This window comes from Anabaena sp. CCY 0017 (genome assembly GCF_963920885.1).
Lineage (GTDB): Bacteria > Cyanobacteriota > Cyanobacteriia > Cyanobacteriales > Nostocaceae > Nodularia.
Genome location: NZ_CAWUDG010000004.1, coordinates 234,554 through 251,182 on the forward strand (window position 1 = coordinate 234,554; position 16,629 = coordinate 251,182).

General features: G+C 41.0%; 13 protein-coding genes. 3 read left to right on the forward strand and 10 right to left on the reverse strand.

The window, feature by feature from the left end; genetic code table 11:
• Positions 1 to 107 precede the first annotated feature (107 nt).
• Complete coding sequence (locus ACM0OW_RS07410; RefSeq protein ID WP_414549385.1) at positions 108 to 290, forward strand: hypothetical protein; 183 nt, start codon at positions 108 to 110, stop codon at positions 288 to 290.
• Here ACM0OW_RS07410 and ACM0OW_RS07415 read toward each other — a convergent pair.
• The 5 genes from ACM0OW_RS07415 to ACM0OW_RS07435 all read right to left on the reverse strand — a co-directional run bounded on the left by ACM0OW_RS07415 (position 280) and on the right by ACM0OW_RS07435 (position 7,716).
• Complete coding sequence (locus tag ACM0OW_RS07415) at positions 280 to 1,641, reverse strand: NAD(P)/FAD-dependent oxidoreductase (RefSeq protein ID WP_414549386.1); 1,362 nt, start codon at positions 1,639 to 1,641, stop codon at positions 280 to 282. The two genes, ACM0OW_RS07410 and ACM0OW_RS07415, sit on opposite strands and share 11 nt — an antisense overlap.
• Positions 1,642 to 1,773: 132 nt before the next feature.
• Positions 1,774 to 4,347, reverse strand: coding sequence for a DNA mismatch repair protein MutS (gene mutS, locus ACM0OW_RS07420; protein WP_414549487.1), 2,574 nt, complete (start codon positions 4,345 to 4,347; stop codon positions 1,774 to 1,776).
• 350 nt (positions 4,348 to 4,697) lie between these two features.
• A complete protein-coding gene (locus ACM0OW_RS07425) occupies positions 4,698 to 5,222 on the reverse strand; it encodes a hypothetical protein (protein ID WP_414549387.1) in 525 nt (174 codons plus the stop codon).
• Between the two features lie 8 nt (positions 5,223 to 5,230).
• Entirely contained in the window at positions 5,231 to 6,490 is a 1,260-nt protein-coding gene (locus ACM0OW_RS07430) for an AAA family ATPase (RefSeq protein WP_414549388.1), read from the reverse strand.
• A 242-nt stretch (positions 6,491 to 6,732) separates the two neighbouring features.
• Complete coding sequence (locus tag ACM0OW_RS07435; RefSeq protein ID WP_414549389.1) at positions 6,733 to 7,716, reverse strand: DUF1517 domain-containing protein; 984 nt, start codon at positions 7,714 to 7,716, stop codon at positions 6,733 to 6,735.
• Positions 7,717 to 8,679: 963 nt separating this feature from the next.
• Between ACM0OW_RS07435 and ACM0OW_RS07440 the strand changes: the two genes are divergently transcribed.
• Positions 8,680 to 9,912 (forward strand): glycosyltransferase family 4 protein, encoded by a 1,233-nt coding sequence (locus ACM0OW_RS07440; protein WP_414549390.1) that lies wholly within the window; start codon positions 8,680 to 8,682, stop codon positions 9,910 to 9,912.
• Here the strand turns inward: ACM0OW_RS07440 and thiS are convergent.
• The 3 genes from thiS to ACM0OW_RS07455 all read right to left on the reverse strand — a co-directional run bounded on the left by thiS (position 9,909) and on the right by ACM0OW_RS07455 (position 12,271).
• Positions 9,909 to 10,121, reverse strand: a complete 213-nt coding sequence (gene thiS, locus ACM0OW_RS07445) for a sulfur carrier protein ThiS (RefSeq protein ID WP_414549391.1) — start codon at positions 10,119 to 10,121, stop codon at positions 9,909 to 9,911. The genes ACM0OW_RS07440 and thiS overlap by 4 nt on opposite strands.
• A gap of 56 nt (positions 10,122 to 10,177) precedes the next feature.
• Positions 10,178 to 11,284 (reverse strand): thiamine phosphate synthase, encoded by a 1,107-nt coding sequence (locus ACM0OW_RS07450; protein WP_414549392.1) that lies wholly within the window; start codon positions 11,282 to 11,284, stop codon positions 10,178 to 10,180.
• Between the two features lie 264 nt (positions 11,285 to 11,548).
• Positions 11,549 to 12,271, reverse strand: a complete 723-nt coding sequence (locus tag ACM0OW_RS07455) for a hypothetical protein (protein ID WP_414549393.1) — start codon at positions 12,269 to 12,271, stop codon at positions 11,549 to 11,551.
• 263 nt (positions 12,272 to 12,534) lie between these two features.
• On the opposite strand from ACM0OW_RS07455, the gene ACM0OW_RS07460 reads away from it, so the two are divergent.
• Positions 12,535 to 14,094: a DUF1565 domain-containing protein gene (locus ACM0OW_RS07460; protein ID WP_414549394.1), complete on the forward strand. Its 1,560-nt coding sequence runs from the start codon at positions 12,535 to 12,537 to the stop codon at positions 14,092 to 14,094.
• Positions 14,095 to 14,201: 107 nt separating this feature from the next.
• Here the strand turns inward: ACM0OW_RS07460 and ACM0OW_RS07465 are convergent, their stop codons facing one another.
• Both ACM0OW_RS07465 and ACM0OW_RS07470 read right to left on the reverse strand, forming a co-directional pair.
• A complete protein-coding gene (locus tag ACM0OW_RS07465) occupies positions 14,202 to 15,299 on the reverse strand; it encodes a fatty acid desaturase family protein (RefSeq protein WP_414549395.1) in 1,098 nt (365 codons plus the stop codon).
• A gap of 619 nt (positions 15,300 to 15,918) precedes the next feature.
• A complete protein-coding gene (locus tag ACM0OW_RS07470; RefSeq protein ID WP_414549396.1) occupies positions 15,919 to 16,617 on the reverse strand; it encodes a hypothetical protein in 699 nt (232 codons plus the stop codon).
• Between the last annotated feature and the right edge of the window lie 12 nt (positions 16,618 to 16,629).

A 16,629-nucleotide genomic window follows, 5' to 3' on the forward strand; every position in this document is an offset into this window, starting at 1 on the left:
CACAATCATGTCACCCCACCCCCAACCCCTCCCCGCAAGCGAGGAGGGGAGATAAAGCAAAAGTTTGGCAGGTTTTCGCGTTTCGTAAGTATTCAACACTTCTGGATATGAAATCAGCTAAACCCGCCAGCAGCCTACTAAGACAAATGGCGGGTCTGTGGATGGAATGGAATGCAGTGCTACTAGTACAGCAAATCACCAATCACCAATTACGAATTACGAATTACGAATTACGAATTACGCATTACGAATTACGAATTACGAATTACGAATTACGAATTAAAGCTTAACTGGTTCCTTCTTTTCTGGAGTCTGGTAAGCACTGCTATTGTCAACGCTTTGTGCTTCTACAAAAGCTTCGCGACCTGTAATCAATCTAGAACGACGATTACGAGTAATATAATTCCACGCCCACTGAATTACTACTACTACTTTAGTGTCGAATTCAATTAAGAAGTAGATGTGAATTAATAACCAAAATACCCAAGCAATGAAACCTTTGAGTTTGATTAAGCCTAAATCTACAACAGCTAAATTTTGCCCAATCATCGCCAAACTACCCACATCGTTGTAATTAAATTGTGGCAAAGTCTGATTTTTCATCCGTTTTTGAATGAGTTTAGCTACATACTCTCCTTGTTGTTTGGCTACGGGTGCAACACCAGGTAAGGGTTGACCATTTTGATGGGAGAAGTTGGCTAAATCTCCCACTACGAAAATGTTTTTATAACCCTTGATAGTTAAGTCCGGTTCTACCATCACACGTCCGGCGTGATCGCATTCTACATCTGTCGTGTGTTCTAGGACTTTCCCCATTGTTGAAGCTTTTACACCTGCTGCCCACAATATAGTTTTTGAGGCAATTTCTTTGACTTCACCGCCTTCCTTGAAAGTAACAATGTTATTTTCAATATCTGTGACTCTGGCTTTAGTGTGGACTTCCACACCCAAGGATTCCAAAGCTTCTGCTGCTGCTTGCGATAAGTCTGGCGAAATGTATGGGAGAATGCGATCGCGCCCTTGCAATATTAAAATTCTCGTTTCTGAGGTGCTGATATTGCGGAAATCTTCGTGGAGAGTTTTGTATGCTAACTCGGCGATCGCACCTGCTAATTCTACACCGGTGGGACCCGCTCCCACAACCACAAAAGTCAGCAAAGCCCGGCGTTTTTCAGGATCATTTTCTTTTTCTGCGGCTTCAAATGCCGAAAATATCCGGCGACGTATTTCTATGGCATCTTCAACAGTTTTCAAGCCGGGAGCAAAGTCTTTCCATTCATCCTTACCAAAATAGGAATGGTTAGCACCTGTGGCGACAATTAATGTATCGTAAGGTATTACTTTATCATCCAAAATAACTTGTTGCGCTTTGGGATCAATATTATTTACCTCTCCCAATAACACTCGTGTATTCTTGCTTTTTCTGAGTACAGATCGCAATGGTGAGGAAATATCAGCAGGTGATAGCGTACCTGTAGCGACTTGATATAAAAGCGGCTGAAATAGGTGAAAGTTACGTTTATCGATCAGAGTAATATTTACATTCGCTTTCGCAAGAGTCTTGGCTGTATAAAGTCCACCAAAGCCACCACCAATGATTACAACCTTATGTGGTGCATTATTCTCAAGTGACGCTACCATAATAAATATTTCCTGTGTTAAGACGTTTGTAACTATTCTTAACAAGAATCTAACAAAATTATGGTATGTGTTGCGGTCTATTGAGAACATTTGAAAAAATCACGAAAGTAGCCAAAGTTATTATTAAGAAAATTAATTCATATTTTGCAACCCCATCGCAATCTTACTGTGTTTTTCAATCTGCCCCATGACTTGTTTTGCGCGTTGAATCACCACATCTGGTAAACCTGCTAACCGTCCCGCTTCGATACCATAGGATTTATCCGCACCACCCGGTTGAACTTGGTGCAGAAAAATAATTCTATCGGGTAACTCCTTCACAGTCACCTGATAATTAGCCACATTCGGCAGAATACTAGCTAATTCATTTAATTCATGATAGTGAGTAGCAAAAATCGTCCGCGCCCGAATATCCACAGCTATATATTCTGCTACCGCCCAAGCAATAGAAAGACCATCAAAAGTTGCTGTTCCTCGGCCAATTTCATCTAACAATACTAGGGATTTGGCAGTAGCATGATTGAGAATATTCGCCGTTTCATTCATTTCCACCATAAAGGTAGATTGACCTGTAGCTAAATCATCCACAGCACCTACACGAGTAAAAATGCGATCGCATACCCCCAACTTTGCAAACCGCGCCGGTACAAAACTTCCAATTTGCGCCATCAACTGAATCAACCCCACCTGACGCAAATAACAACTCTTACCACTCGCATTCGGTCCAGTCAAAATCACTAAATCCGGCTTCTTCTCCTCTGCGTCTTCGTCCCTCCCCAACTGAGTAGAATTCGGCACAAAAAACCCAGCAGGTAAAGACTGTTCCACCACCGGATGACGACCATCCACAATCATAATTTCTCGTCCCTCAACCATATCCGGACGACAGTAACCTTGCTGTACAGCCAACTCAGCCAAACCACACAACACATCAGCCGCAGCGACAGCACGGGAAATATTGCGAATAATTTCCGCCTGTTCTCCTACCTCTTCCCGCAACTCCACAAAAATGTCATATTCCAACTGATTTAAATCATCCCGTGCTGTGAGAATCCGCGCTTCCCGTTCTTTCAACTCTGGGGTGATGTAACGTTCCTCATTAGTTAAAGTTTGCTTACGGATGTAATTCTCAGGTACTTGGTCAGATTTAGAACGAGAAATACTAATGTAGTAACCAAAGGTTTTATTAAATCCTACCTTTAAGTTAGGAATGCCAGTTTTTGCCCTTTCATCAACTTCTAAATTCGCAATCCATTGTTGGTCTGATTCTACAGTAGCTTTTCTCTCATCCAACATGGGATTCATCCCAGCACGAATTAACCCACCTTCTTTAATATGTATGGGTGGCGATTCTACCAAATGGGCGTGTAACTTTTGGGCTAATTCTGATAGTTCTACCGGGACTCTCTGCAAAGCTTTCAGGAAAGGCGATCGCGCATTAGTCACCAAGTGGGATAATTGCGGTAAGCGTGACAGCGAATCAGCCAAAGCAACTAAATCCTTAGCGTTTGCAGTTCCAGAACCAGCCCTTCCCGTCAGCCGTTCCAAATCGTAAATCTGCCGTAATAACTGCCGCAAATCTTGACGCAGAGGTGTATTTTCCATCAACTCTTGGATGGTATCTTGTCGCGCCCCAATGCCTTTAACATCAACTAGCGGTTGCAATAACCAGCGCCGCAACGCCCGCCCGCCCATCGCTGTGCTACTTCTATCTAACGCCCACAGCAGGGAACCGTGAAATGTGCCATCCCGGACGGTTTGCGTAATTTCCAGGTTACGGCGAGTTTGATTATCAACAATTAAATAGTCAGTAATTGTATAGGTGCGTAACCTTTGCAGAACTACGGGGTTGACTTTTTGCATATCTTCCACATATTCCAGCAGACCACCAGCCGCCCGCACAGCTAAGGGAAGATGATCACAACCGAGTCCTTCCAGCGATCGCACTTTGAATTTTTCTAGTAATTTCGGTCTCGCTTCACCTTGAGAAAAGGGAAGTTGCGATCGCAAGCTATAACAAAATGATGGTGGTAAACATTGGGGAAGATGCGGCGAACTTTCACCGGGACGCAGCAAGCTACCCAAATCAGGGGCGTTAGTGGGAACCACCACCTCAGAAGGTTGCAACCGCATTAACTCCTGAGTCAGGTGTTCTAAATCACTTCCTTGAGTGGTGAGAAATTCCCCTGTAGAGATATCTGCATAAGCTAAACCCCAATGATTCACCGCAATTACCACAGCCGCAAGGTAATTATTACGACTGGATTTTAACATTCCCTCTTCCAACAAAGTCCCCGGTGTGAGGATACGCGTTACTTCACGCTTGACCAAACCCACCGCTTCCGATGCATCTTCTACTTGGTCGCAAATTACCACCGCATAGCCTTTTTCAACCAATTGGGTAGTGTAGCGTTCCCAGGCGTGATGCGGTACACCAGTCATAGCCACGCGACCAACTTCGCCACCGTGTTTACTGGTGAGTACAAGTTCTAATTCTCTGGAGACAGTTACAGCGTCTTGGAAAAAAGTTTCAAAAAAATCTCCTACCCGATATAGCAGCAAAGCGTGAGGATGTTTATCCTTGACTTCCACATAATGCTGATACATCTTACTCAGCTTACTGCGGTCTACCAATTGCGTATCGACGTGAGGCGCAGCAGGGATGTTGGGTTCCGTTGGTTGAGTTTGAGATTGAGAAGCAGTCATAGATGCTAGGGGTGATGCACGGAGATTCCACAATACCTGATGATAACGTGATGTGGGGGTGAGTAGGCGATCGCTCAAACTTTTGTCATCTTTTCTGTTAAAGTTGTGAACAGGCGAACTGACAAGTCAGCGCTTGCGCTATCGCATGATGAGGAAGCTTGACGAACCTTATTCACATCCAGTTTGATAAAAATATGGAACTGATGCAAAAACCCTATAAAACCCTCTTCCCTTGGCGTTCTTTGCGTCTAAAGCCCTGGGGGCATACGCTCCGCGAAGGGGGTTCGTTTCTTCTAAATCAAAATCCCATAAATAAATTAAACTTGCACATTTGAGATGCTCCCCTATTGTTATGCTTTCTTGCGACTACTGCGGCGTGTGGGTGGTGGTGTAGTTGGTTCATAAGCCTTCAAACCTTGATCACCCGTGAAAATTTCTACTATCAATGTGCTACTGGTTTTAGCATAATACTCAGCTACAGTCTTAATTGTGGCATCTCCGATAGAAATCTTCCTAGATGCTAAAGTAGGCCATTCAGTCGCTAACTGTTTCAATTGTTCCGAACTCCACAGTTCATCCACTTCAGTTGTAAAAACTTTCCAAGGTATAACTCCATCGGCTACTTTCACTAAAATATCAGCAAAAGCTTGAGCAATTTCATATCGTCTAGAATTAGCTTGTGCGATATGATTACCAGTTTCTATAATTGTCGCTAATGGTAGTATAAACTGCGTACCTTCTTCCTTCTCTAATTGAAAACGTTCTTCAACCCTGCTTTTATCCCATTTGTCATTATCAGTACCACAAGTTTCTTTACCAGGAACAGCTAAATAAACGCAGAGTATTGATGTATCAATAATTAGAACCTTTTGCATATTTTGTTTTACTTATTCTCAGAAAGGCTCTTTTCAATTGCTCCTTTGGTGGCTAGTTTACCCAAAGTACCTGATGCTAGTAACAAAGGAAGATTATCAATTTCTTCTAAAATACTAAGTTTACTTTCTCCTGTTTCTGAGTCTCGATGTGCAACCACTACAAACGGGACTATTTCAGGACCTAAAGCATCTAGTAAAGCTGGGTTATGGGTAGTAATTAGAATATCAATATTTCGTTTGCTGCCAATTTCTCGCAGGATTTTGACAAGTAATTTAGCACGGGAGGGATGCAAACCATTATCTATTTCTTCAATTACCAGTTGACTACCTTCTGGTCGCGTGAGTAGTGCTGTCAGAATTGCTAGAAAGCGTAGAGTCCCATCTGACATACTCCTAGCATCAATTTCTGTAATCTCTCCAGGTTTCCATTCCTCCTGACAGTAAAGCATAGCATCTGTGCCAAATCTACCTACTTTTTCTGCCCATACTTTTTTAATATCGCCTTCTGGTAAATCTTTGATGTAATTAGACAGTGCTGATTCAACTTCTTCTTTTTCCTGGTCAGATAACGCTGCTAGCACACCAGCTATATTTGAAGCGTCACTTTCTAGGGTATCGGATAATCGTGAATAATCACGCATTTTAGAAGGTATGGGATTGAGAATAAAAGTTTTTTCTAAAATTGAAATAACAAATAAAGCTATTTTTATCTTAAAGCTAAGGTAATCATTATTTAAATAATTTCCCCCATTTTTATCTAGTGTGATTCCTTTTGCAAAAAATAGATCGAATTGTTCTAATTCAATCAGATTAACACCTGAGCCAACAGATTTTAAACCACTTTTTATACCAGAAGTATAACTTTTAAAAGTAAATGAATTTAACTGTTCTAATTCACTATTTTTATGTAAAATATGAACTTCAATATATTCTCCAAGCACTCTCACTTCAGGTTGGGTTTTTATTTGAATAACATATAAATAATCGGTTGTTTCATCCTCACCCTGCATTAGCACCTTTAATGTAAATTGAGATTCAGGTTTACGTGCAGCCCAGTCTACACCACCTCGAATAGAAGCAAGTGTTTTATCTCCTGCTAAAGCAGCTTCAATATTTTCACCTTGCGCTATCCTTTGCAAAAATTCTAAAGCTTCAACTACATTAGATTTCCCACTGGCGTTAGTACCAATCAGAACAGTCAAAGGGTCAAGTGGAAGTTCCGCATAACGGAAACTTTTCCAATTCTCCAGGATGAGTTGTTTCAACATAATCAACTCCAATACTCTAAACTTTTTCTTACTTATACCAATTCTACGAATACAAAGATCCCCGACTTCTTGAAGAAGTCGGGGATCTGATTCTCTTTTGAATCTACAAAACCTTTAAGTAAGTCGGCACAAATAAACCTAACTATGTAACAGAATGTAAAAACTCCAAAACCCTTGTGATTGCTTCGTTCCACTCCGTTACACTCGCAATGACATATATTGAAATTTTCACGCCGACTTACTTACATCAGTTTCAAATCGGTGTACTCCGCCAAAATATCATCAGATGTGAGAGTATCGCCTTCAGCTTGGGGAGTCCAAAGCACTTCAATGGCTAAAAGTTGATCACCGGGAAGTCCACCAATTCGCCGCAAGGCTTGGCGCAAATCATCAGCACTGTTGATTTCTGGAACTTCAAATTTGCCTAATGTCGCCGCTAATAAGGTGACAATCAGGTATTCCCCAGGACCTTCACTAATTAGTTGGGTGGGGTTGTCGATTTGGTCAGCAGCAGGTAAAGCATCTTTATTCAAAGCTGATTTCAACTGGTTGTTGACATTAGACAGAGTTTCTTCGCTAAACTTGCTGCGTTCTGCTAATGACAGACGGTTAAACTGACCTTCAGCCGCATTTAATTTAACTTGTTGTGTACCACCACCTCCATATACCCAGTATTCTGGATGACGGAGTAAAGCTAAACTCGCTTCTTGCAAAATTTCGGCTCTTCCTTCTGGGGAATTAGTATCAGCAGATTCGGCGATTTTGTTGAGTTCATCTTGCAAACCACGGGCTTGTGCTAACAAACCAACTTGCAAACGAGTTACAGAAACAGCCGGGTTGCTGCTATAGCCTACTTCTTCGCCTTCACCACTGCTAACACGGCGGAAGGTTTGGACAAGGAAGTTAGCGATCGCCAAAAAGATTAAAATGCTAAATATACCACCAAATCCGCCGCCAATACCCCAAAAGGGAATCAAGAACGGAAAGCCGAAGCCACCACCACCGGGATAGTAACCACCACCACCAGGCGCGTAAGTACGTGGTGTGTAGGTACGGCTAGAAGGCGCTCTAAAGCCTCCACCACCGAAGCCACCGCCACCGATACGACCACCACTGCGGGCGGCTAATGCTCCATCAGCATGGCTAAGTGCTAAAGTTAACACTAAGCTGAAGGCTAAGAAAATCTTGAACAGGGGTTTGATGATTTGTTTTAGTTTGTTACGCATAACACAGACACTTGAAAATGTATTACTTATGATTGCTTTCCAGGCTAGTAGAAATCTTATGCTTCCTGGAATCAAGCCAGATCAGAACTAGTGTTTGGATTGGCAGTAGCTCTTTTTAATATTCATTTTTTTTTGCTACATCTCTAATTTACCGCGTCTTATGTTGGTTAGACAGTAAGCGGAGGGGGGATTTCTCTAGTAGATAACCGTACATGAAGCGCCTAACTCATGGCTGGAAGTCACGAGTTTGTACACGGTAGAGATTTCCGCTTACAGGTATTTTCAGGTCAATAGACCACACGGCAGGGGCGCAAGGCCTTGCGCCCCTACTTGGTTTCAACTCAGAACTCAGCACGGGCTAAACGCCCCGCTACCGCTAACAGAACTCAGCACTTTGCTATATATGCCACCAAAAATTCATAGTAATTTTGGCATTTTGGCATTACGTCTTCGGTTATCTAGGATAGTCTATTAATATAAACAAATTTTAGTAAGCTTTGTAGCAGTTTATTAGCTATAACCTTGACTATAATTAGCAACTTTTAGGTATTTATTTCTAGTTATGGTTTGATTCAAATTCCCAATTCTGAAAATTTATCAACCAATCATATAATTAAGCCACACTTCACACAAATAATAAATAATTCCCCATACTTAATGTTCTAAAATATTGCTGAGATATTTGTAATGCATTGGCTCAAAAAAAATGGCATCTTATGTTTTTCAAAGCAATATTTTACAGAGTGGCAATCATGTATACAAATATTTCAGCATTTACTGTGTTAATGACAGGTGGTAAAATTTACTGTCAAGAAATTTGAAAAACACGGAAACTGCCAATCTCAAAGTAGCAGATATCTTCACGCAACAAAGCATCCTATTTCGTCTTTAGTTCATTTCGCTGCACCTGAATTACAGTATCAAAACTTGCATATTATTTGAATTCAATTTATCAAAAGTAGCATGGAAAATATCTCACAACTGCCAACAAAAATCAGAGATCAAACTGCATCTCCTGATATCTTGGTAATATCTCATTTATTTCTGCCAAAAAAGGCAGTCATTGGAGAATATCTCTATAATCGCTGTCTTCAAGATCCAGAACGGGTAGTTGTTTTGGCTGCTGGTTGTGCTGGTGATCAAGTATTTGATCAGGCTCAAAAGTTTCCTGTGCATCGCTGGCCAAATTCTCGATACTGGTTGGGTGGTTTTCTGGGGAGTTTATTTCAGCCTGCTATTGATTTAGTTTGTGCGTTTTTCCTAGCTATCAAACTATATTTGCGTTATCACTACCGTTATATTGAGTGGGGTCACGGTTACGAATTTCCGGCGTTATTGCTATTGAGTTATATTCTACCCATACGCTTTTTTATTCATCTGCATGGTAGTGATATTGTCGATACTGTACACCATCCTGTCTGGCGATCGCTCTTTAAATTGACTTTAAGACGCGCTGAAGGAATTATTTGCAACAGTTACGTAACTCAAGATTATCTCCGCAAGTCTTTTCGCTTACAAACTCCTACCCACGTCATTCAACCTATAGTCAGACCAGAAAAATTTGGTGTGGACAAAAATCCAGGTAATCTTGATGATTTGCGTCAACGGGTGCGGGAAGCGTACAATATTCCCGAAACCGCCATAGTGATTCTTTCTGTAGGAAGGTTAGTCAAGCAGAAAAGCTTCGATCGCGTAATTGAAAATTTACCCCTACTGCTCAATATTGGAGTCGATGTTCACTATATAATTTGCGGTCAAGGGCCATCTGAACCGGCATTAAAAACTTTAGCGCAACGCTTGCGGGTAGACAAACGGGTACACTTGACTGGATATGTCCCAGATAGTGAATTGGCTGGCTATTATGCAGCCTGCGATCTGTTTGCCATGTTAACTTTATTAGATACAAAAGCCTATATCCAAGGTTTTGGCATTGTCTACTTAGAAGCCAGTTACTTTGGTAAACCTGTGATTGCTTCTCGTTTAGGCTCGGTAATTGATATTGTGCGTCATGAAGAAAATGGTCTGCTGGTAAATCCGAAATCTGGATACGACGTTTTTCAAGCTTTCAAACGATTGTGTAATGACCAACAGTTGCGTGAACAACTCGGTCGCAAAGGTAAAGAATTAGCCAGACGCAAAACCCTTCACCGTTCGCTGTACCTTTCTGAACCTATCCCCAATGGTTTATTGAATTAACCACCCCCGACAATGGTAACAATTTCTAGGCGATCGCCTGGCTGGATTTGGGTTTGTGACCAAAATTGACGATGTAAAATTTCACCGTTATACTCCACCGCAATTAAACGGGGATTAAAACCTAACTGTTGAAGTAAATCTGGTAAAGGAGTTTGAGACAAGCAAGTACGAGTTTCCCCATTTACCTGGAGGCTAATTTGATTAGACATTTTCAAAGTGTGGAGTGTTGAGACGCGATAAATCGCGTCTGGACAAGAATTGAAAGTTATGGTTTAATCCGATGTAGTTGGGAAACCAAATATTGTGTGACTAGGGTAGGCTGTTCAGCTTCGATGATAGCTCTTACCATCGCGACACGTTCGGCTCCAGCTTCGATCACATCGTTGATATTATTCGCATCTATACCCCCAATAGCAAACCAAGGAATTGAGCTATTTCGGGCGGCGTAGCTGACATATTCTAAGCCGGCTGCTGGCTTGTTGGCTTTCGTGGGAGTTTCATAAACTGGCCCAACACCAATATAGTCTGCACCTTCAGCAATTGCTTTTTGCATTTCGTCAGCATTTGTCGTCGAACGCCCGATTAAACGCTGATGTCCGAGTAATTGTCTAGCCATAGCAATGGGCATATCTTGTTGTCCCAAATGTACCCCATCGGCATCCACAGCCAAAGCTACATCCACACGGTCATTCACGATAAACAAAGCACCATAAGAATGGCATAGTTGCCGTAATTTTGTCGCTTGTTCCAGACGCACAGTATCATCAGTGGTTTTATCACGGTACTGTACCAGGGTTAATCCCCCTTTGAGTGCCGCTTCCACCGTTTTTAACAACGTTTCTGAGGGAGAAGTGACTAGATATAAATGCGATCGCCACAGTAGTTGATGGCGCTGATAGCCCATTAAACTAGTCTCTAGGGCATAAACACGATAGCGCATCTGCTTCAAAGCTTTGCCCATATTGGGATGGTACAGCTTACCGTATTCTTCCAGCACCCGCATTGCTTCTTGGACGCGACAAAAATTTGCTTGTAATAGGGCTTTAATACTAGAGCGTTGTTCTTCCTGGGGATGGGTCAACTCTGTACCGGGATCACCTGGTGTATCTCGCGCCGCCCGCAGTTCAGCAGTATGCCAGTGAGCCAACTCTTGGCGGAGATACTTGCATTCACCCAGTAATTGAGCGTTATTTAACCCAAAGCGACACCATTCTTCAATAATTCGCAAGCCTTCGCGGGCGCGGTCTAGATTGGCATCTAAAATGCGGTAAACCACCTGCTGCATTTGTGCTTTTTGGCTGTTTGACTCGACCATGACAACAACCCTATTATTACTTTCGTTAAATGACGTAATATCCACACTTTTAGACATTTTGATTAAAAATTTTTAGTACGGCGATCTGAAAAATAAGTAGCGATTGACTATATATTTATACATAAATAGCTTAATACATAGCTGACAAAGATTTAGGGACGACTTTATAATATATCTTAAACTGGACAAAAACCATATATGTCAGAACGCACTTGAGTAACAAGCAAGATGCCTTTGTTTGTGAGATGTCAATTGCTCGATATTGAAGAGATATAATTTTAATTGTTACTAGTAAACAATTTTACTTACTTATACTTTGTATTAAAGAGATAATAGGATAATTGCATAACTGAGTGTACCGAAAGCAAATGACCAAAAACAGCTTTTTCTCACTTCGGGTAGTTCTTCCTTGAGTACATTGAGTACAATACCTCCGGCTAAAAAGGCAAATAAAACTGCCACAACTGCCTGATGAATTTTTGTAGATATGCCAATAAACCAACCAATAATTATCGCTATTGCTAACAACCAGCGTCCCATTTTGTCATATATTTTTTGGTGATGTTCACGCAAAGCATGATCATTGACCATAAAATGCAGCGCCATCGCCAAAGAAAATGAGAATAAACTCTGGATACCTGATTCTTCTCGATGTACTAGCAAGTAACCAATTAAGAGATTATAAATAGCAAAAGCACCAATGTGTATCCAAAAGAAATCTAAATAAGTTACATCTGTGTTTGCTATTTTTTGAGGGCGTTGACGCGCTGTTCTCGCGAATCGCTCCAAGCCGTAAAAAACTGTTAAACCTAAAAGTGCCACCAAATAAATATGATGCTCTAAAAAATTCAATATATTTACACTGCTTTGGAATGTTACTTGTGCTTGACTCAATTCTGGCAAAATGTGGATAAAGACATAAGCAACAGATACCCCACTCCCAAAGGATATGTAACGACTATGTAGGATCTTTTTGAGTGATCTTAGTTTACCTGAAAATAAATGTATGCTGGCTAAGGCGATCGCCAAAATCCCAGTGTTCATAGCTTTAGCTCGCTGAGTACCTCAAAGGTAAAGTTTCCGTTGGTAATAGAGGAATCCTATTTGATTTATGAAAAAAATTAAGTATTGTAGGATGCGTTAGCATGAAATCCGTAACACACCATGATTAAGGCTTTGGTGCATTATGCTACTGCTTCAGCACAGTCATTGTCAATTTGTAATCAATATATATAATTATCGACATTCTGGTGCTAAGGGTATAAAACTTTATTGTTAGGACTTATTTAAAGTGAATTTATCTCCTTATGTATTCAGAATATCACCCAGCACAGAGATGGCAATTAAAGCTAAATTCCCAGGTTTACAGGTCAAATTCTTCCCTGAAATCAGTCTTACCTTTAGTTTCTTCTATTTTGTCTTTCACCCTTGGTTTAGGATTGACAGGTGTCACGTTACTGAGTATCAGCCCCGGTAAGGCCTTGGCTCAAATGCCATCGGTGGAAAGCACTGTGTCTCAAGTGAAAGTGTTATTTGTTAATCCCAATGGGGGAAATAACACCTTGGGTAATGGTAGTGAAAGCGCTCCTTTGCAAACAATTACTCAAGCGTTGCGAGTAGCCTCTCCCAATACAGTGATTATGCTCTCCCCTGGAATTTATAGTGCTGACACGGGAGAAATCTTTCCTCTCAAGCTCAAATCGGGTGTTGCTATTCAAGGGGATACTGGTAATAAAGGACAAGGAATTACAATTCAAGGCGGTGGTGGATTCCTCAGTAGCAGCTTTGGCGGTCAAAACGTCACAATTATTGGCGCAGACGAAGCCAAGTTAACTGGGGTAACGGTAACAAATTCTAATCCCCGTGGTTATGGTTTGTGGATTGAATCGAGCAATCCCGTGATTATGAACAACACATTTACTGGTAATACTCAAGATGGGATTTCTCTGACTGGTGATAGTGCGCCCACAATTAGCCAAAATTACTTTCATCGGAATGGGGCAAATGGCATGACTATTGGCGGTGATTCCCAGCCAGAAGTCCGGGAAAATGTTTTTGATCAAACAGGATTTGGAATTAATATTACCCAAAATGCTGCTCCTGTAGTGGTCAGTAATCAAATTCAAAACAATCGCTCTGGGATTATCGTCCAAGCTAATGCTCGGCCGATTTTACGGAATAATTTAATTCAAGGTAATAGAGAAGATGGTTTAGTGGCGATCGCGCAATCAATCCCCAATTTAGGTACTATTGCTGAACCAGGTGGTAACGAATTTCGTAATAATGCTCGCCACGACATTAATGCTAGTGCCACAAAGGAGATAATTCCGGCTGCTGGTAACAATTTGTCCCAAAATCGCATTGCTGGTAAAGTAGATTTCAACGCTCAAACAGCACCCGCAGCGAACATTCCTCAGCGTCGGACTATTGCAAATCGTACCATCCCAAGCAACGAAGAAATTACCTCTTCTGCTTCTGGTCAGCCAAACCAGGCTAATCAGTCCCAGATGAATTATGTGCGGATTGATCCCAATATTGTAGAATTTACTGCTCCCCAGTTACCATCTTCATCAGCAACACCTCCCTTTGGCGAATCACCTCTGGGTAATACTCGCCCAAGTCCGACAACTGCATACTTACCACCTGCTAGAGTTCAGCCTGGTGTACGTTATCGCGTAGTTGTGAATGTTGCAACTGATCAAGAACGAGCCATAGTGCGAAACTTAGCACCAGATGCGTTTCCGACTATCCGCCAAGGTCGTAGAGTTATGCAAGTGGGAGTTTTTAGCGATCGCAATAATGCCGATGAAATGGTCAATATTCTGAATAGTAACGGTTTAAGAACTACACTTGAGCCGTTAAATTGAATCTTCTCAGAGGTAGTATAAAATACAGAACTTCACCCCCAACCCCTCTCCTTCTCCCAAAGGGAGACGCTACGCGAAAGCAAGGAGAGGGGTTAATTTGCAGAAAGTTAAACTTTCACTTTTTGATTGAGGGGACAAGGCATAGTGATTTTTCCTGCCCAATCTGTCAAAGTATTTTCATCTTTGTAATGCCGATGACTTAGCATTAATAAACGCCAAGCTTCTTGGGCATCTAATAAATTAAATTTATCGGCATAATCAGTTTCTAACAACTCTCGCACCTGAACATAATAATCAGAGTTCATGCCTGGGAAAATGTGATGTTCTGTATGGTGTGAGAAATTAAAATGTAACAAGTCAAAAAACTTGTAAACCCGTAATGATGTAGAATTTACCAACGGATCATTAACATCGGTCATCGGACAAAGCAGATGATTAGTATAAATATAAAACATCAAACCTGCATAGCCAATGGCAATGGGTAAAAAGTAGCCTAGTATGAGTTTTAGAGGGTTAAATTCTAAATAAACTAAGATAGCTAGATGAATTATTGACATGAGCAAAATTTCACCCGCAATCGCTCGACGGTCTTTGGCACTAACTGTAAATGCTGCCGGCACATAATCGACAGACTTACTATTAAAAAATAATACCGATGTCAGATTGCGAAAATTATGTACTCCCCATGCCGATGCCATTCCCACTAATAACCAAAAGGGATTGACTTCTAGTGAAGGCACAAATAGATTATGAATCCATTTACCCCAGGTTTTAGACTGTTTATCTAAGTAATTACGATCCGGATCACCCAAGTCATTGGTTTGACTATGATGTACCCGGTTATGAACTGACTTCCATAAGGTTGGCGGCATCCATAACATTGTCAAACCTAGAAAACTGATAACGTAGGCTAGATTTGAGTTTCTAATCACGCTGCCATGCATCAAATCATGGGAGCTAAATAATAAGGCAATTACGCTATTGCCCATAATAATTGTTAGAGGTAAATATAGCCATAAAAGATATATTGACCAACTATCTAAATTATCTGCTATTACCCAGCCCATTATCAAAATTGCTAGGTTAATTACCAGGATAATTAACTTACTTGCGTCGGGTGCAAATGCTTCAGGCGGAAGCTGAGAACGTAATGCTTTCGAGTATGTTACCTGACTAATTAATCTCTGATCAGTATTCAAATTCATGGATGATTGTTACACAAAAACTTTAACCAAATCTTTACCAATATGAGCAGTTTTCGTGCTGATTTAAGGCAAGATGCTTATTCACAGTAACATAGTATGCATTCATCATATTAGAGTAAAAAAAATTTGTGAATTATCCCTACAAGGTTTTTGCACCACGCATATTTTAATTTTGTAGCGGTCGAATATATTTAGTATTTTTACTCTCAAACAGAATTTATATATAGGAATCCTATTTGATTTATGAAATACACGTAGTGGCGTGACAAGCTTAAAATAGTGCATTTGATGTAGGTTGGGTTAAGCGCAGCGCAACCCAACGCTGCCAAGGATATTGGGTTTCCTAACGTCAACCCAACCTACAATTTTTTGCAACATTTTAGCCTTGCCACGCCAGTAGGGTGTGTTATCACGAAGTGTAACGCACCGTCTTCCTTAGATTTTTTCAATAATCAAATAGGATCGCTATATTTATAAAATAGATATTAGTAAGAGTGAGATTATATTAGTTTGAAACATAGCAAACTCAAAATAGAAGAATGCTGAAAATTTCTAGTTAGGATTACCCAACCTAGAATTTATAAATATGAGTATTGAGTTCTTCCTGGGCATAGAGGCATTATCGCTGATCATCTGACATCGCTTTTAGTTTTGACGTAAATGAATCAGAGTGATTGCTGCTTGTGGGAGTGAATTGTCCAATGGGTGGATGATTGGCAGATGGCGGTAGTAGTTTTGTGGACTGGTGAGGTTTTGGTGAAGGAGAATTTTTATGAAAATTATTTTGTGAGTTCAGGCTGGACTGAGTAGCAGAGGTAGCAGTGCTGAGAGTGGAAGATACTAATATATTTTCGACTGGCTTCTCCTCCTCTTGTATATTCCTCGCTTGTATAGTTGCAGTTTGAGTTTGCCTATACCGATTACCCACCATAGCAGGTAAGGGATTAGCTGCAACTGGTTGAGGAATAGATGCTGACTCAGTGGGAATTTGTGGCTTGATAGCAGGTAGAACTGGTGCAGCCAATTCAGTTAAGTTTTCGGGAAACTTGCTACAAATCAGGCGTTCAAATTCCATATTGAAATGATAAATAACCTGTCCTCGCCGTTGCCAAAATGCTAAAATTTGCTGCACTGAAATTCCTTTATAGCGTCCTTGATATAGCGCTTCAACTACTGCCAAGTGGAGCCAATGTACTGGATATTGAGTTTGCCAACGTTTAATTAGCTCACTGGCAGTATGGCCACTGAGGTCAAAGCTATAGTGAGTTAATAGAGCGATCGCTAATTCAGCAGATGTTTGTGAGGCTGTTGTGATCATGGGACTATTGGC